Annotated in this window: 23 protein-coding genes; 9 read left to right on the plus strand and 14 right to left on the minus strand. The window is 60.4% G+C overall.

All coding sequences use genetic code 11. The features are described from left to right. Positions 1-104: 104 nt before the first annotated feature. The gene (locus CPter91_RS09080) at positions 105-917 is read right to left on the minus strand and encodes a GNAT family N-acetyltransferase (protein ID WP_061939484.1); all 813 of its coding nucleotides are present in this window, start codon (positions 915-917) and stop codon (positions 105-107) included. 121 nt (positions 918-1,038) lie between these two features. Between CPter91_RS09080 and CPter91_RS09085 the strand changes: the two genes are divergently transcribed. After that, positions 1,039-1,230 carry a hypothetical protein gene (locus CPter91_RS09085; protein WP_061939486.1) on the plus strand — a complete coding sequence of 64 codons (192 nt, stop codon included), beginning with the start codon at positions 1,039-1,041 and terminating at the stop codon, positions 1,228-1,230. A 36-nt stretch (positions 1,231-1,266) separates the two neighbouring features. On the opposite strand, the gene CPter91_RS09090 is transcribed toward CPter91_RS09085, so the two are convergent. The 8 genes from CPter91_RS09090 to msrA all read right to left on the minus strand — a co-directional run bounded on the left by CPter91_RS09090 (position 1,267) and on the right by msrA (position 8,723). Continuing rightward, positions 1,267-1,878: a LysE family translocator gene (locus CPter91_RS09090; protein ID WP_061939488.1), complete on the minus strand. Its 612-nt coding sequence runs from the start codon at positions 1,876-1,878 to the stop codon at positions 1,267-1,269. 239 nt (positions 1,879-2,117) lie between these two features. After that, positions 2,118-2,321: a cold-shock protein gene (locus CPter91_RS09095; protein ID WP_061939490.1), complete on the minus strand. Its 204-nt coding sequence runs from the start codon at positions 2,319-2,321 to the stop codon at positions 2,118-2,120. A 248-nt stretch (positions 2,322-2,569) separates the two neighbouring features. Then, positions 2,570-3,946 (minus strand): alpha,alpha-trehalose-phosphate synthase (UDP-forming), encoded by a 1,377-nt coding sequence (gene otsA, locus CPter91_RS09100; RefSeq protein ID WP_061939492.1) that lies wholly within the window; start codon positions 3,944-3,946, stop codon positions 2,570-2,572. A gap of 58 nt (positions 3,947-4,004) precedes the next feature. Beyond that, a complete protein-coding gene (locus CPter91_RS09105; RefSeq protein ID WP_061939494.1) occupies positions 4,005-5,852 on the minus strand; it encodes a glycoside hydrolase family 15 protein in 1,848 nt (615 codons plus the stop codon). An 18-nt stretch (positions 5,853-5,870) separates the two neighbouring features. After that, positions 5,871-6,596 (minus strand): trehalose-phosphatase, encoded by a 726-nt coding sequence (gene otsB / locus CPter91_RS09110; RefSeq protein ID WP_061939496.1) that lies wholly within the window; start codon positions 6,594-6,596, stop codon positions 5,871-5,873. Between the two features lie 136 nt (positions 6,597-6,732). Next, entirely contained in the window at positions 6,733-7,053 is a 321-nt protein-coding gene (locus CPter91_RS09115) for a hypothetical protein (RefSeq protein WP_061939497.1), read from the minus strand. 116 nt (positions 7,054-7,169) lie between these two features. Further along, positions 7,170-7,787, minus strand: coding sequence for a CDP-diacylglycerol--serine O-phosphatidyltransferase (gene pssA, locus CPter91_RS09120; RefSeq protein WP_061939500.1), 618 nt, complete (start codon positions 7,785-7,787; stop codon positions 7,170-7,172). A 189-nt stretch (positions 7,788-7,976) separates the two neighbouring features. Further along, the gene (gene msrA / locus CPter91_RS09125; protein WP_061939502.1) at positions 7,977-8,723 is read right to left on the minus strand and encodes a peptide-methionine (S)-S-oxide reductase MsrA; all 747 of its coding nucleotides are present in this window, start codon (positions 8,721-8,723) and stop codon (positions 7,977-7,979) included. Between the two features lie 195 nt (positions 8,724-8,918). Here msrA and CPter91_RS09130 point away from each other — a divergent pair, with 195 nt between their 5' ends. Next, positions 8,919-9,434, plus strand: coding sequence for a GNAT family N-acetyltransferase (locus CPter91_RS09130; protein WP_082792725.1), 516 nt, complete (start codon positions 8,919-8,921; stop codon positions 9,432-9,434). On the opposite strand, the gene CPter91_RS09135 is transcribed toward CPter91_RS09130, so the two are convergent. Together CPter91_RS09135 and CPter91_RS09140 are read right to left on the minus strand one after the other, a co-directional pair. Next, positions 9,376-10,530 carry an acyltransferase family protein gene (locus CPter91_RS09135; protein WP_061939504.1) on the minus strand — a complete coding sequence of 385 codons (1,155 nt, stop codon included), beginning with the start codon at positions 10,528-10,530 and terminating at the stop codon, positions 9,376-9,378. The two genes, CPter91_RS09130 and CPter91_RS09135, sit on opposite strands and share 59 nt — an antisense overlap. Before the next feature lie 92 nt (positions 10,531-10,622). After that, on the minus strand, positions 10,623-11,219 hold the full coding sequence (locus CPter91_RS09140) for an NUDIX domain-containing protein (protein WP_061939506.1): 597 nt from the start codon (positions 11,217-11,219) through the stop codon (positions 10,623-10,625). 91 nt (positions 11,220-11,310) lie between these two features. Between CPter91_RS09140 and CPter91_RS09145 the strand changes: the two genes are divergently transcribed. From CPter91_RS09145 to CPter91_RS09155, 3 genes are all read left to right on the plus strand, one after another. After that, positions 11,311-12,066: a DeoR/GlpR family DNA-binding transcription regulator gene (locus CPter91_RS09145; RefSeq protein ID WP_061939508.1), complete on the plus strand. Its 756-nt coding sequence runs from the start codon at positions 11,311-11,313 to the stop codon at positions 12,064-12,066. A gap of 138 nt (positions 12,067-12,204) precedes the next feature. Beyond that, complete coding sequence (locus tag CPter91_RS09150; RefSeq protein ID WP_061939510.1) at positions 12,205-12,999, plus strand: class I SAM-dependent methyltransferase; 795 nt, start codon at positions 12,205-12,207, stop codon at positions 12,997-12,999. 51 nt (positions 13,000-13,050) lie between these two features. Then, positions 13,051-13,593 carry a GNAT family N-acetyltransferase gene (locus CPter91_RS09155; RefSeq protein WP_061939512.1) on the plus strand — a complete coding sequence of 181 codons (543 nt, stop codon included), beginning with the start codon at positions 13,051-13,053 and terminating at the stop codon, positions 13,591-13,593. 6 nt (positions 13,594-13,599) lie between these two features. Here the strand turns inward: CPter91_RS09155 and soxR are convergent, their stop codons facing one another. Further along, positions 13,600-14,133, minus strand: coding sequence for a redox-sensitive transcriptional activator SoxR (gene soxR, locus CPter91_RS09160; protein ID WP_082792727.1), 534 nt, complete (start codon positions 14,131-14,133; stop codon positions 13,600-13,602). A gap of 33 nt (positions 14,134-14,166) precedes the next feature. On the opposite strand from soxR, the gene CPter91_RS09165 reads away from it, so the two are divergent. The 3 genes from CPter91_RS09165 to CPter91_RS09175 all read left to right on the plus strand — a co-directional run bounded on the left by CPter91_RS09165 (position 14,167) and on the right by CPter91_RS09175 (position 16,305). Then, a complete protein-coding gene (locus tag CPter91_RS09165; RefSeq protein WP_061939514.1) occupies positions 14,167-15,198 on the plus strand; it encodes a questin oxidase family protein in 1,032 nt (343 codons plus the stop codon). 71 nt (positions 15,199-15,269) lie between these two features. Then, entirely contained in the window at positions 15,270-15,728 is a 459-nt protein-coding gene (locus CPter91_RS09170; protein WP_061939516.1) for a GNAT family N-acetyltransferase, read from the plus strand. 58 nt (positions 15,729-15,786) lie between these two features. Then, a complete protein-coding gene (locus CPter91_RS09175; protein WP_061939518.1) occupies positions 15,787-16,305 on the plus strand; it encodes a cupin domain-containing protein in 519 nt (172 codons plus the stop codon). A 47-nt stretch (positions 16,306-16,352) separates the two neighbouring features. Here the strand turns inward: CPter91_RS09175 and CPter91_RS09180 are convergent, their stop codons facing one another. Both CPter91_RS09180 and CPter91_RS09185 read right to left on the minus strand, forming a co-directional pair. Continuing rightward, positions 16,353-16,643 carry a hypothetical protein gene (locus CPter91_RS09180; protein ID WP_061939520.1) on the minus strand — a complete coding sequence of 97 codons (291 nt, stop codon included), beginning with the start codon at positions 16,641-16,643 and terminating at the stop codon, positions 16,353-16,355. A 76-nt stretch (positions 16,644-16,719) separates the two neighbouring features. After that, a complete protein-coding gene (locus tag CPter91_RS09185; RefSeq protein WP_061946039.1) occupies positions 16,720-17,100 on the minus strand; it encodes a YXWGXW repeat-containing protein in 381 nt (126 codons plus the stop codon). A gap of 146 nt (positions 17,101-17,246) precedes the next feature. On the opposite strand from CPter91_RS09185, the gene CPter91_RS09190 reads away from it, so the two are divergent. After that, entirely contained in the window at positions 17,247-17,915 is a 669-nt protein-coding gene (locus CPter91_RS09190; protein ID WP_061939522.1) for a VOC family protein, read from the plus strand. Positions 17,916-18,308 lie beyond the last annotated feature (393 nt).

An 18,308-nucleotide genomic window follows, 5' to 3' on the forward strand; every position in this document is an offset into this window, starting at 1 on the left:
AATCTCCGATGCCCGATTGTCCCCCAGAAAGCGGCATTTGCGGCCGCGCTTGGCATGAATTGAGGAAAACAATGACTGAAATGCCGGAATCGGCGGTTTTTCCTTCAGGCCGGCCACCAGCACAGGCTGGCCATGCGCTCGCGCCGCTGGAATCCCAGCGTTTCATAAAGCCGGGCGGCATGGTGGCTCTCGTCGGCCACCATCACCAGGCGGGTAGCACGCCCGAAGCTGTGTTCGGCGACATGATGCACCAGGGCGCGGCAGATGCCCCGGTTGCGGTAGGCGGGGGCCGTAAACACGGCCTGGAAGCGGCCGCTATCCTCGGTGAAAAACATGCCGAGATTGGCGACCTGCGTGTCGCCGATAAATGCCCCCCACCAGTCGCCCTGGTGATCGGCGATCATCTGCTGGTACATGGCTTGCAGGCCGGCCAGATAGCGCAAGAATTCCGCTTCGGGATAGCGGCCGGCATTGTCGGCAAGCTTCAGCGCCTGCCAGGCTGACCAGTCGGCGGCATCGCGGTAGCGGCGCAGCACGATTTCAGCGGGCCGTTGCGCCGGCGCGATCAAGTCTTGCGCATGGGCGATCAGGACGGCAGTTTGGCTGAACTCGTAGCCGGCGTCGATAAATGCATCCGGTGTCGCCCTAGCATCGTCGTGCACCGGCCACAGGAAAGTGCGGTGCTTGATTAGCGGTGGCGCTCCGACCAGATCAGCGAAATCGGCTTCCAGCTGCGCCCGGTCTTGATTGCGTGGCGCGTCTTCCAGCACCAGCAGGTTGCCGAAGTAGTAGTCGGGTGTAGCGGGCGTCCGCACCACGGTGTATTGACCACACCGAGCGACTTTTCCCTGGACGCGGTTGAACATCAGTTCGGTCTGGATGCCTCTGTGCGGCTTGGCTTCTTCTTGTATTTTCATGATTGAGCAAAGACAAAATGGCGAGGTAAGACCTGGGTTGTGCGGCCGGCACAATATTCTTGTACAGATCCGGCGGATACTGCGCTAACATTCATTCGCCATCCACCACCGTGATCGCCCGATGAAGCTCGCTCCGAAGAAAGTGCTGATACGCATCGCCGTCATATGCGGGATTATCGCATTGCTGATTCTGCTCGGGCTGGCCTATGGCAAGCGCCGATGGCAGGAGTCTTGCGTCAGCGGCAATGAACTTTTCCGTCAGGATCTGAGCGCACAAACCTGCGAATTACAGTACGTGAAATCCAAAAAATAGGTCAATGCGGAACTTGCCGGCGACTATCCCCCGTTCTTATCTTTCAGTCAGCGCCAGCTTGACCGCCAGCGCACCGAACGCCGTTGCAAAGCTGCGGCGCATCCATGTCATCACGGCCGGCCGCGTGATGACGTGGTCGCGCATGACGGCAGCGAAGATGCCGTAGAGGGAGAAAATCACGAATGTGGCCAGCATGAAGGTGCCCGACAGTTCGAGCATGCGTAATAGCGGCTGGCTTTCCTGCGGGCTGACGAATTGCGGCAGGAAGGCGACGAAGAAGATGGACAGCTTGGGGTTGAGGATGTTGATAAGGATGCCATCGATGATCACGCGCAGATCCGAACGTTGGTCCGCGGCGTCCTCCACGCGCAATGCGCCTTTTTCTCGGAGCGAGTTCCAGGCCATGAACAGCAGGTAGGCAATACCGGCATATTTGATGGCGTTGAAAGCCAAGGCACTGGAATGCAGGACTGCGGCCAGCCCCAGCATGGCGGCGGCAAGATGCGGCAAGATGCCGAGGGTACAGCTAAAGGCCGCCAGCACACTGGCTTTGGCGCCGCGCGACAAGCCCGCGGAGAGCGTGTAGATGACGCCGGTGCCGGGAGAGGCGACGATGATCAAGGTAGTCAGCAGAAATCCGAGTGTCATGAGTTGTCCCGCAATGCAGTTTGCGTGTCCGGCCGCGGCTCGCCAAAAAAAGAAAATGGGAGCACATTGCTGCTCCCATTTTTTGATTTCGCAGATTGTGCGCGATGTCGTTAACCCGATTGCTTCATCCCACAGGACAAGCAATCGCTACAGATACAAGGTCGCTACGGATCTTTGAATCAGCGGCTTTCCTTCCTGGCGCACGAAGAATTTACAGATTCTCCGTCCGCTATCCACCATCAAGGATTCTGGATGTTGGAAGCTTGCTTGCCTTTAGGGCCTTCGGTGATATCGAATTTTACTTTTTGGCCTTCTTTGAGCGTCTTGAAACCGTCCATTTGAATAGCGGAAAAGTGCGCGAACAAATCTTCACCACCAGCGTCCGGTGTAATGAAGCCGAAACCCTTGGAGTCGTTGAACCACTTAACAGTACCTGTTGCCATGATAATCTCTCAATTAATTACACATCGTATTAGTGCTGAAGCGCTTGGCTTTTCACTAACTAATTTACACACGATCAAATTTTCACGTGTGGCCACGCACTCAGACTAATGGTGCCAAGAGGTCGCTTCTGTACGCTAACCAACTTAACACGGTTCGTCAATAGCGAATATGCATAGCCGCTGTTGTTTTCGTGCCAATCCTGCGTTTTGCCATCTTATCCATGAAATTCTGCCGCTTCCGGCCGTCGTCAGCGTACTGCCGCCAGCGTCTGCAGAAATTGGCCGCACCACCAGTGCACATCGTATTTGCGGACATTCTCCAGCAGCGCCGCGTGGCGCGCCTGGCGTTCGGCCAGCGGCATTTGCAAGGCGCGCTGGATCGCCTGCGCGGTGCCGGGAATGTCGTAGGGATTGACCAGCAGCGCTTGCGTTAGCTGTTCCGCGGCGCCGGCGAAACGGGACAGCACCAGCACGCCCGGGTCGGCTTCATCTTGCGCTGCAATAAATTCCTTCGCGACCAGGTTCATGCCGTCGCGCAGCGGTGTGACCAGGGCGACGTCGCATGCCCGGTACAAGCCGGGCAGCCGTTTGCGCGCCACCGTGCGGTGGATGTAGCGGATCGGCATCCAGTCGAAATCGCCGTAATTGCCATTGATGGCGCCGCACAGGCTTTCCAGTTCGTGCTGGATGTCGGCATAGGCGTCGACGTCTTCGCGGCTGGGCGAGGCGACTTGCAGCAAGGTGGCGCTGTGCTGGTTTTCCGGGTATTCGCGCAGCAGTTCGTTGAAAGCGCGTATGCGTTGCGGCAAGCCTTTTGAATAATCCAGGCGATCGACGCCGATCAGCAGGCGTCGCCGCGAATATTCGGTGCGAGTGTTCTCATAAGTGTCGACGGCCTCATGCGCGCGGCCCAGCCGCTGGAATTCATTGACGTCTATGCCGATCGGAAAGGCGCCCGCCTGCACGGTGCTGTTGAAGGCGCGGAATTGGCCGGCGCCTATGGTTTCTGCGGTGGCTTCGGCTTTCACGTAATGCGAGAAATTCAGCAGGTCGGCTTCGCTCTGGAAGCCCACCAGATCGTAGGCGAACAAGGCGCGCATCAGCCATTCGTGCGATGGAATCGCCGCCAGGATCTGCTGCGGCGGCAGCGGGATATGCAGGAAGAAGCCGATGCGGTTGTCGCAGCCCATGGCGCGCAACTCCGCAGCCAGCGGAATCAGATGATAGTCGTGGATCCAGATCAGGTCGTCGGGCTTGAGCAACGGCATCAGCTTGCGCGCGAACAAGTGGTTAACGCGGCGGTAGCCGCTCAGATAGCCTGATTCCAGGTTCGCCAGATCGAGGCGGTAATGGAATACCGGCCACAGCACGCCGTTGGCATAACCACGGTAATAGGCGTCGTGGTCTTCCTGGCATAAATCGATTTCAGCCAGCGTCACCGGCCCGGCCTGATGTACGCGCAGCTCGCCTTCGCCGGGCGTGCCGTCCTTGATTACGGCGCCGCTCCAGCCGAACCACAGGCCACCGGTACTTTTCAGGGTTTCGCCCAGCGCCACCGCCAGACCTCCTGCCGCCGGTTTGCGCGGATCGGCAAGTCGGTTCGATACTACTACCAGGCGTGACATAGGCAGTTTCCTTTCTTGGTTTTAAAAACATGGGATGGAAGGATGCTGCGATCCGGATTCAGATGGCGCTCTCCCAGGCGGCCGACAGCCGCATCGCACAATTGATGATGCCGACCATGGAATAGGTCTGCGGGAAATTGCCCCACATCTCGCCAGTGACCGGATGGGTATCTTCGGACAGCAGGCCGACATGGTTGCGGGCCGCCAGCATGGCTTCGAAAATCTCGCGCGCCTGTTGCTTGCGGCCGATGCGCGCCAGCGCGTCGATGCGCCAGAAAGTACAGATGTTGAAAGCGGTTTCCGGCCGGCCGAAATCGTCTGGTGCTTCGTAGCGCCGCATGTAGGGGCCGTCGCACAGATATTTTTCAAGCGTATCGACGGTGGCGATGAAGCGCTCGTCGGTTGGCGCCACCAGGCCGACTTCCACCATCAGCAAGACGCTGGCGTCGAGATCGCGGCCACCGAAACTCTCGGCATAGGCCTGTCTTTCTTCATTCCATGATTCCTTCAGGATGCGCGCGCCGATGGTTGCCGCGCGCTCATGCCAGTAGGCGGCGCGTTCGTTCAGCTCCAGCTTGCTGGCGATCTTGCCCAGGCGGTCGCAGGCAGCCCAGCTCATCAGCGCCGACGACGTATGGATGCGTGAACGGGTGCGCAGCTCCCACATGCCGGCGTCTGGCTGGTCATACAGCGCGAATGCGCGTTCGCCCACCGCTTCCAGATGGGTGAACTGCTCAACGCCGGAGCGATGCAGCAGGCGCTCGTCGTGAAACGACTGCGCCGCGCCGAGGATGATGTTGCCGTAGACGTCGTGCTGGAAATGTTCGTAAGCCTGGTTGCCGACCCTGACCGGCGCATGATGGCGGTAGCCGGGCAAGTGGTCGAGCACCAGTTCCGGCAAGGCTTGTTCCAGGCCTATGCCGTACAAGGGCTGGACATGGCCGCCGGCGCTGCGCACCACGACGTTGCCGAGCCAGCGCAGATAGTCTTCCATGGTGCCCAGTTCCGACAGGCTGTTGAGCGCGCGCACCACAAAAAAGGCGTCGCGCAGCCAGCAATAGCGATAGTCCCAGTTGCGCGCGCTGCCGGGCGCTTCCGGCACGCTGGTGGTCATGGCGGCGATGATGGCGCCGGTGTCTTCATACAGCGACAGCTTGAGCGTGATGGCGGCGCGGATCACCGCCGCCTGCCATTCAAGCGGTGTCGCCAGCGCCCGGCTCCAGCCGCGCCAGTAGGCCAGCGTCTCCTGTTCCAAGTGACGGGCGGTATCGCCGATGCCCTGGCTCAGGATCTCGTCCGGTCCGAGGATGAAATTCAAGGGGCGGCTGACCACGAAGGAAGTCTCGGCCAGCAGGTAGCTGATCGGGGCATCGGTGTTCAGGCGCAAGGTTTGCGCCGCGCCGATATAGCGCACGTGGTTGCTGCCGCGGCTGATCACCGGCATCTCGCGGCCCCAGTCGAAACGCGGGCGCAGCATGATGCGCAGGCGCGGTGCGCCGCTCAGCGGCTGGATGCGGCGCACAATGGTCAGCGGCCGAAAGAAGCGCCCGCGGCTGGGAAAGCGCGGCGCGAAATCGGTAATCTCCACGCCCTGGCCCAGGGTATCGTACAAGCAGGTGTGCAGCACGGCGGTATTGGCTTCATACCATTGCTCGCTATGCGAAAAATTTTCCAGCTGGAAGCTCCACAGGCTGCCGTTGTCGGTGGGGTCGAGCAGGGCGTTGAATACCGGATCGCCATCGAAGCGGGGCAGGCAGCACCAGACTATGCGTCCCAGCTTGTCGATCAGGGCGTTGAACGAACAATTGCCGATCACGCCCAGGTCGAGCGACGAGGTGGAGGAGGGGCTGGCAGCATCAGCGGCGACAGTGGCCGCGTCCGACGTTGCCGTGGGGAGCGTGGTCATGGCTTCTTCCTTCACGAGTTATTGCAGAATGCGGGCCAGCATGTTGCGCACCGCGGCGGCGCTGGCGATGCGCGCATGCGCCTGGCTGTCGCCGGGGCCGACCTTGATGCCGAGGCCGCCGGCCGACTGCACCCAGGCAAAGCCCGCTTCATCGGTGATGTCGTCGCCGATGAACACCGGGCGCCGGCCGACGAACGGCGGCTCCCGCATGAAGGCCGCAATCGCGCTGCCTTTGTCGGCATCGGCAGTCTTGGCTTCCACCACCATCTTGCCGCGCAGTAGCGTAAATCCGGCTTCTTGCCGCAGCGCGGCCGTCATTGCCTGCACGCACGCCTGTTCAAGTTCCGGCGCACGGCGGTAATGCAAGGCCAGCGCGCCGCGTTTGACTTCCAGCAGCAAGCCCGCGTGCTGCGCCACCAGCGGATTGAGATGCGCCAGCAAGCGTTCGATCGAGGGCACCGGCAACTGCGTCATGCGGCCATCGCTGCTTCGCCGCTCGACGCCATGGACACCGGCCGCGGCCAGGCGCAGCGGGGCAAGGAAATGATCGACCTGCTCCAGGGGGCGGCCGCTGACGATGGCCAGCGCGCCGTCGGCCGCCAGTTGCAGCCGCTGCAAGCTTGTTATCAGGCATGGCGGCACAACTACACTCTCCGGGCGGGGAGCGAGGTCGACCAGGGTATTGTCGAAGTCTAGAAACAGCGCATCGACGCTAAAGTCGTAAGCATGATTTGATAGTGGCATGCTATGTATGGCGGATTCGGCAAGGATTAGTTCCCATGACAAATATGACGCATGCCAGTTTGATAATATCAACGCTGCGCAAAACAACGGCAGGCTTGCGCCATGGCGATGGCCGGGCAGAGTCGCAGGCCCGGTCTTAGAAGCCTTGTGCTTTCATGGCTTCCAGTTCCATTGCAGCGTTGCGTTCTTCGCTGGCTTCGATCGGTTCCATGGCGTCGTCGACAAAGGTGGCGGCGCGCTCGGCAGCGCCCTTTGCCGAGTCCAGGTTGAGGCCTGATTCGTCTTCTTCCTCGTCGCCGGGCGGCTCCAGCATGTCTCTCAGCATGGCGCCCAGTTCCGGTGTATCCCAAGGCTCGCCATGACGCTTCTTGACGTTGATGTAATGGCGGATTTCCGCATCTTGCTCTGGCGTCAACGGCAGCCCGCGAAAACTGCTTTTCGGATCAATCTCGGTCATGATGCGCCTCCCGATCTGCTCGAACTTCGAGTGTAGACCTATTGGGCCGCTGGTGGCAACCCGAGAGGATTTTTTCTGCGTTTTACCGGACGCCGGGAGGCGGCTCGGCTGGGGCCTTACAGCTTGGGGATGCGGATGCGGCTTACCATCAAGGCGCCGGAGACTGCAAACATCAGCACCAGGGGATGAAACTGGAAGCCGCCGACAAACACCACGCCAAACCACAGCTGTTCGCCTAGAGCGCCGTCCCAGGCCGCGGCCGCCAGCACCAGCACCAGCAGCATGGAAGTCGGGATCGGCGTGCCCTCGAAATATTTCACCTTGCCGTCGCCATCGGACAGCTTCTCCGAAGTGACGTTATAGCGCGCCAGGCGCGAGACGCCGCAGGCGACGAAAAACACCAGGATGATGCGGTCCACCAGCCCCTGCATGCCGCAGCCGTAGGCAATGATCGCAGGTGCTACGCCGAATGAAATCACGTCGGCCAGCGAATCCAGTTCGCGCCCCATGGCAGAGCTTTGCGCGCGCCAGCGGGCGATGCGGCCATCGAGGATGTCGAATACCAGCGCTGCCGGAATCAGGGCGCAGGCGATGAACAGATGCAGTACTTCGCGCGTCTGCAGATAAGTCATCACGGAAAACAGGGAGCCGACGCCGCAAAATGCGTTGCTCAGGGTGAACCAGTCGGCGAGATGGAACTCGCGAATCATTGAAAACGGCTTTGGTTTGGTCATTAATAGAATCCGGGGGCTGATGACGATAGTGATAGGCAGAGAAGAAAAGATGCCATCCCTGAATTTATCACATAGCGTGTGCGCGCCGGAAATTGTCTCTTCTGCCATCTGGCGATGCCGCTGACAAGGGCCCGTACTGCAAGCGGAAAATCCTGGCCCCTTGCCCGCGCGGGCAAGGAAGGTAGGAACTTAGCGGACATCCACCTTGGCCAGCACAGGCTGGGTCCGGTACATGTCGGGGAACAGGCGCTTGAGATCGTCGATCTTGGGCAAATCATTGACCACGATATAGGGATAGCTCGGATTGCGCGTCAGGAAGTTCTGGTGGTACGACTCGGCGGGATAGAAGCCGCGCAGCGGCTCGACCTTGGTGGCGACCGCATTGCTGAACACCTTGGCATGATCGATCTGCGTCACGTACGCCTGTGCCACCTTGCGCTGCATGTCGTTGGCTGGGAACACCGCGGAGCGGTATTGGGTGCCGCTATCCGGTCCCTGGCGGTTCAGTTCGGTCGGATCGTGCGCCACCGAGAAAAATATCTGCAGCAGCTTGCCGTAGGTGACTTGGGCCGGGTCGTAGGTGATCTGCACCGATTCCGCATGGCCGGTATCGCCCCCGCTGACACGTTCGTATTGCGCAGTATCACGGCTGCCGCCGGCATAGCCAGAGACCACATTGCTGACGCCGCGCACGTGCTGGAATACGCCCTGCACGCCCCAGAAGCAGCCGCCGGCGAAGACGGCGGTTTCCGCATGCTCGCCGGCGGCAACCTGTTCATCGCTGACGGGGGCCGGAACCACTTTTGCCGCTTCCGACGAAAAGGCCAGTTTCTGGCTAAGCAGCAGCGCGGCGCCGAGCGCGCAGGCTGCCAGCACGCCCTTGGTCCAGGGTGTGCCGGCGTTCGCTGCGTTGGTCTTTGTTGATAACTTGTCCATGATGGTCGTCCTCTTCGTTGTGATAAGCCGGTCGGTAATGCTGCTTAGTCGGAAAAGAAGAGGTTTCCTTACGGCAGATGCCTAGCGCTCGCGTCCATCGCCGGAACCGATGTTGCTTTGTCAATTCTTCCGTGGCACCATGCCAGGATCGGTTGCCGGCCTGCCAGGACTTAACTTATCTACGAGAGAGAGTGTATGACGGTTTCACTAAGGTTGCCGGTGGCTGCGGATTACGCGGTCATTGCCGGATGGATTGCCGATGCCGCGGCCTGCGCCTGCTGGGCCGGTCCGCAACTGGCTTATCCCTTCGATCCCGGGCAGCTGCCGCAATTGCTGCAAGTGCAGCCCGGCGCCAGCTATGTGCTGTGCCAGGGCGACGCCGATATCCTCGGTTTTGGCCAGTACCGGCTGCGCCAGCCTGGCGTCGCTCACCTTTGTCGTATCGCCATTGCACCGCAAGCGCGAGGCAGAGGGCTGGGCAAGACATTGTGCAGTTTGCTGCTGGCTGAAGCGGTCCGTGCCCATGGCGTGGCGGCCGCCAGCTTGCGCGTATATCGCGACAATCCGGCGGCGCGCGCGATTTACGCCGGACTCGGGTTTGTCGAGGTCGAAGCGGAATCGACGCCCGAGGTGTTATGGATGCACGCGCAGCTCAGCTGCGCTGGCCCAGCGACGCCGCTGCCGGCCGCGGGCGCAGCAACGTCTTCCTGAGCCAGGCATTCGCCGGTTCCGAATAGAAGCGCGCGATCAGTCCGGCCGCCAGCGCGGAAACCAGCAGGAACAAGGCTAGCACCGGCAGCTTGTAGGCATACGGCATGGCGCCTTTCGGCACGACGCTGCGCATCAGCCCGAGGATGACGATATGGAACAGGTACAGCTCATAGCTGTGCTGGCCCAGCCAGCGGACTGCGGCCAGCAGGCGGTTTCTTTGTAGCCATGCCGGTACGTTTTCATTGCGCGCGCCCAGCAACAGCACGGCGGTGGCGGCGGCGATCAGGCTGAAGCCGAAAATCTCATGGCCATCGATGCCGCGCAGGTAAACGCCGGCCAGCAGGCCCGCGGCGGCAATCTGGAGCAGGCGCCAGAGCAGGCCCTGCAAGCGCAGCTTGCTGGCGCACAGCGCAGCGAAGCAGCCGAAGGCGACGGCATCGAAACAGGCGGCGTAGCCGTACATGAAATAGATTTCGTCAGTCGTGTGGAAGCTGCGATAGAGCGGCCCGGCGGCAATCGCCACCAGCCACACGGCAGCGATGGCCCATTCGCGTTTCAGGCCGAAGCAGAGCAGGGGAAATAGCAGGTAGAACACTTCTTCCACCGACAGCGACCAGTAGATATTCATCGCGTAGTTGAAATACCAGGCGTGCTGCATCAGGACGTTGTGCCAGAAGGTCAGCACTGACAGCACTGCCAGCGGCATGCTGACAGCGGGCCAGCCTGGGGCGGCGTTGTTCATGAAGGCCGGCTGGCCAAGCAGGCCGAGGATGACGATGATGGCCAGCGCCGCCAGCAGGCAAGGGAAGATGCGCGCCATGCGGAAGATGTAAAAGCGTTTGACGTCGACCTCGGCCAGGTTGCCGTAGCGCTTGATGGTGGTAGAGGTAATCAGGTAGCCGGAAATCGCGAAGAACATGGTGACGCCGTAGTTGCCGTTGAGCGTCAGCGCGCGGATCGCATCCTTGGAGAGCAGATAGTGCAGCGGGCTGTCTACCAATGAATAGGACAGCTGGTAATGCAGCAGCAGGACCAGCAGGATGGAAACCCCTCTCAGCAAATCTATTCTGAAGTTGCGGTCGGCGTGGAGCGTCATCGGTTTTTCATTTCCTGGCGATTCTGGTATGGCAGATTCTACTTTTTATTCGCGCACCGCTGCAGACAGAAATGCGCTTTTTCTTGCACGGATCAATTCACCCCTGCCGCCGCGGGCAGCAAATGCAGCTGCGCGTGTTGCAGCAGCATGATGGTTTTGCCGTCGGCGATTTCACCGCTGGCGATCATCTGCAGCGCACGCTCCAGCGTCAGTTCCAGCACCTGGATATCTTCGCCTTCGTCCTGCAGGCCGCCGCCGTCGCCGATGCGCGCATCCGGCGTATATTCGGCGACGAAGAAATACAATTTTTCCGTCACCGATCCCGGACTCATGAAGGCTTCGAACACTTTGCGCACCGCGCCCACGCGGTAACCGGTTTCTTCTTCAACTTCGGCCCTGATGCGCTGTTCCGGGCTGGCCTGGTCGAGCAGGCCGGCGGCGGCCTCGATCAGGAAGCCGTCATGGCCATTGCCGAAGGTGGGGAAGCGGAACTGGCGGATCAGGATGACACTGCGGCGCTCGCGGTTGTACAGCAAGATGGTGGCGCCATTGCCGCGGTCATAGGTTTCGCGCGTCAGGGTTTGCCAGCTGCCGTCGCCGCGGCGATAGTCGAAGGTGGTCTTTTTCAGCAGATACCAGTCGTCTGACAAAACTTCAACCTTGCGGATCTTGACCCTGTCGTCGTGCATTTAGTGCTCCTGAGTTGTGCGGTGGACTTGTGTGCATCGAATTTATCATGCAATATCGTGAAATATCAAGAAAAAACGTGCAAATAAAATCATGCTTACTCTGCAACGCAAACAGTATTTGCTGGAAATATTGGAGCGCGACGGCCAGATCGTCGCCAAAACATTGAGCGAACAGCTCGGCCTGTCGGAGGACACCATCCGGCGTGACCTGCGCCAGCTGGCGCAAGAAGGTTTGCTGCAACGGGTGCACGGCGGCGCCTTGCCGGCGTCGCCGGCGCTGGCCGGTTTCACCGAACGGCAACAGATCTCGGCCGACGCCAAGCCCGCCATCGGCCGCGCTGCGGCAGCCATGATCCAGCCTGGCCAGGTGGTGTTTATCGATGGCGGCACTACGGCCCTGCAACTGGTGCGCCAGCTGGCGCCGACGCTGCGGGCGACGGTGGTGACGCATAGCCCGTCCATCGCCATTGAGCTGGTGTCGCATCCGCATATTGAAGTGATCATGATCGGCGGCCACCTGTTCAAGCATTCGATCGTGGCGGTTGGCGCGGCGGCGCTGGAAGCGATCGGACGGATTCGCGCAGACCTGTATTTCATGGGAGTGTGCAGCTTGCATCCCGAGGCCGGCATCAGCACCGGCGATTTTGAAGAAGCCGGCGTCAAGCGCGCGCTGAGCGACGCAGCCGCCAGGACCGTGGTGCTGGCCTCGCCGGAGAAGCTGGATACGGCGTCACCGTTCCAGATCGCGCCGTTGAGCCAGGTCAGCGACATCGTTGTCAATGCCGGTGTGGCGGAGGTCTTGATAGCACCTTATCGCAAGATGGGGATAGCGGTCACGCTGGCTTAGTCCATGTTGATATCTGGGTATAATTCAGCCTGCACATTGGAGGATTTTCGATATGAACAACTGATACTGCCATGCCCAGCATGGCCTTGACCGGCCCGTACTTCCGGGACGCCAGCCTAACTGACAGGAGTATCAACCATGCCGAATTCCGTTCCATTCAATCTGCTCGCCCACAACGCTGCCGCGTGGGACCGGCAAGCCTTATCTGACAGTCCATGGTCACAGCCGGTGAGCAGCGACATCATCGCCGCCGCCCGTCAGGGACAATGGCAAATCCATCTGACGCCGAGTTCCTTGCCAACTGCCTGGCTGGGCGACGTGCGCGGCAAGAAAGTCTTGTGCCTGGCTGCCGCCGGCGGCCAGCAGGCGCCTGTGCTGGCGGCGGCCGGCGCCGAGGTGACAGTGTTTGACTTGTCGCCAGAGCAGTTGGCAAAGGACGCCACGGTGGCCCGCCGCGATGGCTTGCCGCTGCATATCGTGCAAGGCGACATGCGGGATCTGTCGCTGTTTGCCGATGCCAGCTTTGATCTGGTTTTTCATCCTGTATCTAACCAGTACGTTCCCGATATCCAGCCGGTATGGAAGGAATGTTTTCGTGTGTTGCGTCCAGGTGGCGCATTGCTGGCCAGCTTTTTCAATCCGGCTGTCTTTATCGCAGACAGGGATCCGTCGTATGCGGCGCAAGGCATGATCAAGCCGCGTTTCCAGGTTCCTTATTCGGATCTGGAAGACTTGGGCAGCGCCGAACTGGCGGCCAAACGAGAGGAGCGGGGGGCCATGATCTTCGGCCATAGCCTGGCGAGCCAGATCGGCGGCCAGCTTGCTGCCGGATTCGTGCTGGCGGGGTTCCTAGAGGAGATGCAGCCTAATCCGCGCTTTGAAATCGAAAAGTTCATGCCTAGTTTCATGGCTACCAGAAGCGTGAAGCTTTAGCTCTGCGCTATGATCGTGCCTAGCCATTTCGATCAATCCTGATACCTGCCCATGCAACACACCAATCCGCCAGACCTGCCGCACGAGCTTGTTTGCCTGCGCCCGTTGAGCAGGGCCGACCTGCCCGCGTGGTATGCCTACCTGACCATGCCGCATGTGCTGGAACATACCAGCTGGCAGCTGCATTCCATCGATGATCTGCAGCAGAAATTCGACGGACTGGAATCTACGGACCCAGCTTCGGAGCTGCGTTTCGCTATCGTCTTGCGCAGTTCCGGCGAGCTGGTCGGCAGCATTGGTTTTCACAGTCTGTCGCAGCCGAATAAAACCGCCGAAATCGCCTATGACCTGGCGCCCGGCGTCTGGGGCATGGGGATTGCGCCGTCTGCCTGTGCGGCCATGACGGACTGGGCTTTCGACCGCCTTGGCGTGGTGCGGATCCAGGCCACTGCGCTGGACTCCAATACGCGCACGTTGCGGGTCCTGGAAAAATGCGGCTTCCAGCGCGAAGGTTTGCTGCGCAATTTCAGGATGGTGCGCGGTGAACCCAGGAATTTCTGGATCTACGCGCGTCTCAACCCCGGCCAGCCTTGACCGGCCTCAAGCCGGCTTGACCACGCCGGATTCGGCCAGGCCAGCCTCGGAGCGGTCGCCCAGCAGGTAGCGCGGGCCGCTGCCGCGCCGCTGCGCCGTATCCTCCGGATTGTAGAGCGCGCACTTCTTGAGCGACAGGCAGCCGCAGCCTATGCATGAGGTGAGCTGGTCGCGCAGCGCCGTCAAGGTGTCTATGCGCTGCTGCAGCAGTGGCTGCCATGAGCGCGACAGACGCTCCCAATCCTGCTTGGTCGGGGTGCGCTGCAAGGGCAGGGTAGACAGGGCCAGCTTGATCTCGTCCAGGCTCAGGCCTACCGTCTGAGCGACGCGGATAAAGGCGACCCGGCGCAACACGTCGCGGGAGAACTGCCGCTGCCTGCCGGCTTCGCGCTTGCTGCTGATCAGGCCCTGTTCTTCATAAAAGCGCAGTGCGCTGGCGGCGACGCCGGAGCGCTTGGCCAGCTCGCCGATGGTGATCAATTGATCGCTCACAATGTTCCTTGAAATCCATGTTGACTTCAAGTTTACTTGAACTTTCATAATTTGGTGTGATATCAACTTCGGAGCGACGCAATGAGCGAACTGATCCAAGACCTTACACTACAGCAGCTGCTCGACGCCAACGGCCGTTTTGCGTTGAACGGCAAAGGCACCACCAACCATTGCCCGATGGCGTTATGCGCGCTTGCTGCCATGGGCGCGCCGCCGGCACGCCTGCATGAATTCTTCTTGCAATGGGAGCAGCGTTTTGCGCTGCCGGAAGCGCCGCCGGGCTTGCGCATCGCACGCGGATCTTGGGCCGCGCATATCAGCCAGGTTGAGGCATTCTCGGCACTGCGCCTGTGTTTTCAGGAATGGATGATGGAAGAAGGGCCAGATGCGGTAATTGCGCAGGTCTTCAGCCGGCTGCCGTTTGCGCCGGCCAGCGGCGCATTTCATGCGGTGATCCGGCTTGCCTATGGGTTGGAGGCGATGCATGACGGCGAAATCGCCGCCGGCTTGGCTGCGCTGGTCAGCGGCAATCTGCCGATCGAGATTGATATCGAGGAGCATGGTGTAGCGGCGTCCGTCGGCGCTGGCCTTGCCACTTTGTCGGAAGCCTTGCATGGCACAGTATTCAAAGGCGACATGATTACCACGCGCCTGCGCGCAGTGGCGTTGCATCCGCTGTTCCGTTCGGCGCTGCCGGCGCCGCCAAGGTTGGCGCCCCTCAACGCCAGGCTGCTGGATGACATGGCGCGCGCGGCAATCCAGCTGTATTGGCAAACCAATAATTTCACGGCGCTGCATATGGTGACCGGCTTGCACGCGGTGCGCCGCGTTTTCAGCCATCTGCCGGAACAGATTGCCGAGAGTCTGTTGCCGGATTTGTGGAAAGCTTTCTGCGCTGCCTATGTGTCGATCGGCGCGCCGCCGCAGGCTGAAGGTACTGGCCATGCCTTGGCGGACGGCGCCGATCCCTGGCTGCAGCTGTTCAGGCTGGCGCTGTCATCCGACGATGATCACGACATCAAGACTGTCTATACATGCTACTGCGAAAACCTGCGGGCGCCGTCGCTCCTGTATTCGGCCGCGGCGGCAAGAAGGGTGCGGCATCTGAGCTGACGGCTGGCGACGGATTCGTGGTAAATTTTCGGTCTTGAGCAATTGCTCTGTGCAGCTTTGGACCCGCCGCCATGATAGACGCCATACAAACAGTCGAACCGCATGACCTTGAGCAGCTGCGCCAATTCACCGAGCGGATCATCGTCGCCGAGAAAGTCACCGGCGATCCGGCCCTGCAAGCGGAACTGATCCATAACGTCCATCAGAATCTCGACTGGTGGCTGGCAAACCGTGAGCATTGCTGCCATCTCAAATACACGCGCGACGGCAGGATTGTCGCCGTGGTGCTGGTCAAGAATTTCTGGAACCTGTGTAGCCTGTTCGTGACGCCCGAGCTGCATCGCCAAGGTATCGGCCGTGCCTTGATCCTGGCAGCGGTCCAGCACTGCCGCGCCCTGAGCGAGAGGCCGTCGATTCGCCTTAACTCGGCGCCCAATGCAGTGGCCTTTTATGCGGCCCTGGGATTCCAGCCTGCAGAAAGCACGAGAACGCTGCCGCCAGGATTCCGTGCCATGGCCTTGCGATTGTGAATCAAGCTCGGCGGCAGCATCATGATCATGGCCGGGCGCAACCGAGGGGAGTGCTGAATTGAGTGAGAAACCGACGTCGAAGAATGCTGAAGGCGTGTTCGAGCCTTTCCATGTCAGCCGTGTGCCTTGGGTGGAATATGCGCGCGGGGAGCGTTTCGGCTTGCGTTACCAGCACCTCAGCGGTTTTGGCGGTGGCTCGCAGATTGGGGTTGCCATGGAGGTGCTAGAGCCTGGCAAGCAAGCCAACCAGTCGCACTATCACCTGCTGGAAGAGGAACACGTTTTTGTCCTGGAAGGGAATCTGATGTTGGAGCTGGGGGAGCAAGCTTACGAGCTCTCAGCCGGCCATTACGCCTGTTTTCCGGCCGGCCAGAAAGTTGGCCATGCCTTGATCAACCGTAGTGCTGCGCCATGTCGTTATCTGGTGTTCGGCAATTCGCATGCGGGTGATGTAGCGGTTTTCCCCCAGACTGGGCGGGTGGACGTGAAACTGATGAAAGAGGGCTATCGCAAATCGGCGGTCATCGAATACTGGGAAGGCGTCGATGTCGGGCCGCAGCCCGATAAAACATCTTAAAGTATCAACGTCCCCAGGTTTTCCTGATGCACCTGCCAGTGCTTAGCTTAGCACTTGGCAAAGAACATCTTGGTTTTCGCATCCTTGCGTTCCTGGTCTATCCATTCCTTGGTTTGTACCGGGCTTTGCTGCAAGCCGACATGCCCTTTGCGGGCAACCCGTTCGTCGTCCATGCGGTCCAGCTCCTGTACACGCTCTTGCAGGCGCCGGCATTCTTCGCTGGCGCCGGGTTTTGCATTGTCCAGTGAGGCGCGCGCGCCGTTGTCCTGAGCGTGCGCGATGGAAAGGCCGGCTGAAGCCAGCAGCATGGCGACGGCGAGGGATTTTTTGATTGTCATGTCTGTCCTTGAACTCTGTATCTATTAAAAAAGGGCTGCCGGCCTGGCGCTCAAGCCCTGCCGGCTATCGTAAAAATCAGCGATAGCGGTGATCGTTGCCGCGATGATGGTCGCGCCGCTGGTCATGGCGTCCGCCATGGCCGCCGCCATGCTGCCAGCCGCCGCGGTGCAGTTCCCAGCCGTTGCGGCCATGCTGCCATTGCGGGCGGTCGTAGCGATAACCGTTGCGCGCTCTTTCCCAGTGTCCGCCGGCCCAGACGTGACGCCGGCCATCCCAATTCCAGTAGCCCGGCGCCCACAGGTAGCCGACGCGCGGCGGCGGCATGCGCTCATAGCGTGGCGGTGGCGGCGGCGTGCCTATGATGATGTTGACGCCGACTTGCGCCATGGCCTGGGTAGGCAGCAAAGCAGCGGTGCTGACTGCGGCGAGCGCGAGTGCACAAAGCATACGTTTCATAGTCATTTTCTCGTGTTGTCGATTTCGGGCTAACTATACCTGCAATTGTTTAAGCGCCAAGTAATGATGCACTTAATTACATTCGGCGCTGTTGCTGTACATGCATAATTGATACGCCACACCGCGTTGACATTAAAGGAAAGCTCATGCTGCATACCTGCATTGATCATCTGGTGATCACCGCGCCCTCGTTGATGGATGGCGCGGAGTATGTGCGGCAGGCTCTCGGTGTCCGTCTTGAAGCCGGCGGCGAGCATCCGCGCATGGGCACCCACAACTGCTTGCTGAGACTTGGCGACGGCCTGTTCCTCGAAGTGATTGCCGTCAATCCGGAGGCGCCGCAGCCCGATCGGCCGCGCTGGTTCCAGCTCGACGCCCCAGGGCAGAATGTACAGCCGCGACTGGCTACCTGGGTGGCGCGGACCAACAATATTCATGCTGCCGTTGCCGCCTCGCCGCTCGCGCATGGGGACATCCAGCCCATGACACGCGGCCAGCTGCATTGGCTGATCACGATTCCGGCAGATGGCGGCCTGCCGCTGCAAGGCGCCGCACCGACGCTGATCGAATGGCAAGCCCAACCCCATCCAGCCAGCAAGCTGCTGGACCTCGGTTGTTCCTTGCTGGGCCTGGAGGCGAACCTGGAACTTGCCGCAGCGGAGCAGCTTTCCAGCATGCTCGTCCTGACCGGCTTCCATGGAGCATTTTCCGTGAATGTCGTCAGTGCGGGCTTGCCTTGCGGGCTGGTCGCGCATATCCAGACACCGACCGGGCTGTGCCGCCTGGGCCTTCCCGCAGGCGTCATCGCCGTGTAACTTTCCTTGTGTAGATTTGTCCCAATGGCAACGATTAATTTCGATGTGGAAATAATCTGTCGCCTCCGCTCCTGGATTCGGGCGGCTGCGCCTTGTCAGGATTTTGTCAGCTTCCATTCAGGTTTTTGACAGGATAGCTCTGTAGCCTGTAGCAGTCCCAGTTTGGGACCATGTGCAGAGCGCGGCGAAAACGGCTCGCAGATGTCAGGTTTTGTGCGGACTGCTGTTTGGCGGCTGATTGAAATTAACGGGTATTTACTGGCGCGGCTTCAATGTTTAAAAATTCTCTATTGCTACGGCGCCAAGCCACTGCTGTTTCAATGCTGCCGATATCGGGTCCCATGCTGGCCGGGCAGTTTCTGGCGTCTGCCGCTGTCCTGCCGGTGGAGAACG

The sequence above is a fragment of the Collimonas pratensis genome (assembly GCF_001584185.1).
Classification (GTDB): domain Bacteria; phylum Pseudomonadota; class Gammaproteobacteria; order Burkholderiales; family Burkholderiaceae_D; genus Collimonas; species Collimonas pratensis.

Excerpts from the sequence above, each read along its gene's own strand:
- soxR (WP_082792727.1), bottom strand. The coding sequence starts at position 14,133 with ATGAAAGTTCAAGTAAACTTGAAGTCAACATGGATTTCAAGGAACATT.
- CPter91_RS09105 (WP_061939494.1), bottom strand. The coding sequence starts at position 5,852 with ATGACCACGCTCCCCACGGCAACGTCGGACGCGGCCACTGTCGCCGCT.
- CPter91_RS09085 (WP_061939486.1), top strand. The coding sequence starts at position 1,039 with ATGAAGCTCGCTCCGAAGAAAGTGCTGATACGCATCGCCGTCATATGC.
- CPter91_RS09185 (WP_061946039.1), bottom strand. The coding sequence starts at position 17,100 with ATGAAACGTATGCTTTGTGCACTCGCGCTCGCCGCAGTCAGCACCGCT.
- CPter91_RS09145 (WP_061939508.1), top strand. The coding sequence starts at position 11,311 with ATGCTTACTCTGCAACGCAAACAGTATTTGCTGGAAATATTGGAGCGC.
- CPter91_RS09150 (WP_061939510.1), top strand. The coding sequence starts at position 12,205 with ATGCCGAATTCCGTTCCATTCAATCTGCTCGCCCACAACGCTGCCGCG.
- CPter91_RS09135 (WP_061939504.1), bottom strand. The coding sequence starts at position 10,530 with ATGACGCTCCACGCCGACCGCAACTTCAGAATAGATTTGCTGAGAGGG.
- CPter91_RS09140 (WP_061939506.1), bottom strand. The coding sequence starts at position 11,219 with ATGCACGACGACAGGGTCAAGATCCGCAAGGTTGAAGTTTTGTCAGAC.
- CPter91_RS09080 (WP_061939484.1), bottom strand. The coding sequence starts at position 917 with ATGAAAATACAAGAAGAAGCCAAGCCGCACAGAGGCATCCAGACCGAA.
- CPter91_RS09130 (WP_082792725.1), top strand. The coding sequence starts at position 8,919 with ATGACGGTTTCACTAAGGTTGCCGGTGGCTGCGGATTACGCGGTCATT.
- CPter91_RS09095 (WP_061939490.1), bottom strand. The coding sequence starts at position 2,321 with ATGGCAACAGGTACTGTTAAGTGGTTCAACGACTCCAAGGGTTTCGGC.
- CPter91_RS09090 (WP_061939488.1), bottom strand. The coding sequence starts at position 1,878 with ATGACACTCGGATTTCTGCTGACTACCTTGATCATCGTCGCCTCTCCC.
- msrA (WP_061939502.1), bottom strand. The coding sequence starts at position 8,723 with ATGGACAAGTTATCAACAAAGACCAACGCAGCGAACGCCGGCACACCC.
- otsA (WP_061939492.1), bottom strand. The coding sequence starts at position 3,946 with ATGTCACGCCTGGTAGTAGTATCGAACCGACTTGCCGATCCGCGCAAA.
- CPter91_RS09165 (WP_061939514.1), top strand. The coding sequence starts at position 14,167 with ATGAGCGAACTGATCCAAGACCTTACACTACAGCAGCTGCTCGACGCC.
- CPter91_RS09180 (WP_061939520.1), bottom strand. The coding sequence starts at position 16,643 with ATGACAATCAAAAAATCCCTCGCCGTCGCCATGCTGCTGGCTTCAGCC.
- CPter91_RS09170 (WP_061939516.1), top strand. The coding sequence starts at position 15,270 with ATGATAGACGCCATACAAACAGTCGAACCGCATGACCTTGAGCAGCTG.
- CPter91_RS09115 (WP_061939497.1), bottom strand. The coding sequence starts at position 7,053 with ATGACCGAGATTGATCCGAAAAGCAGTTTTCGCGGGCTGCCGTTGACG.
- otsB (WP_061939496.1), bottom strand. The coding sequence starts at position 6,596 with ATGCCACTATCAAATCATGCTTACGACTTTAGCGTCGATGCGCTGTTT.
- pssA (WP_061939500.1), bottom strand. The coding sequence starts at position 7,787 with ATGACCAAACCAAAGCCGTTTTCAATGATTCGCGAGTTCCATCTCGCC.
- CPter91_RS09155 (WP_061939512.1), top strand. The coding sequence starts at position 13,051 with ATGCAACACACCAATCCGCCAGACCTGCCGCACGAGCTTGTTTGCCTG.
- CPter91_RS09190 (WP_061939522.1), top strand. The coding sequence starts at position 17,247 with ATGCTGCATACCTGCATTGATCATCTGGTGATCACCGCGCCCTCGTTG.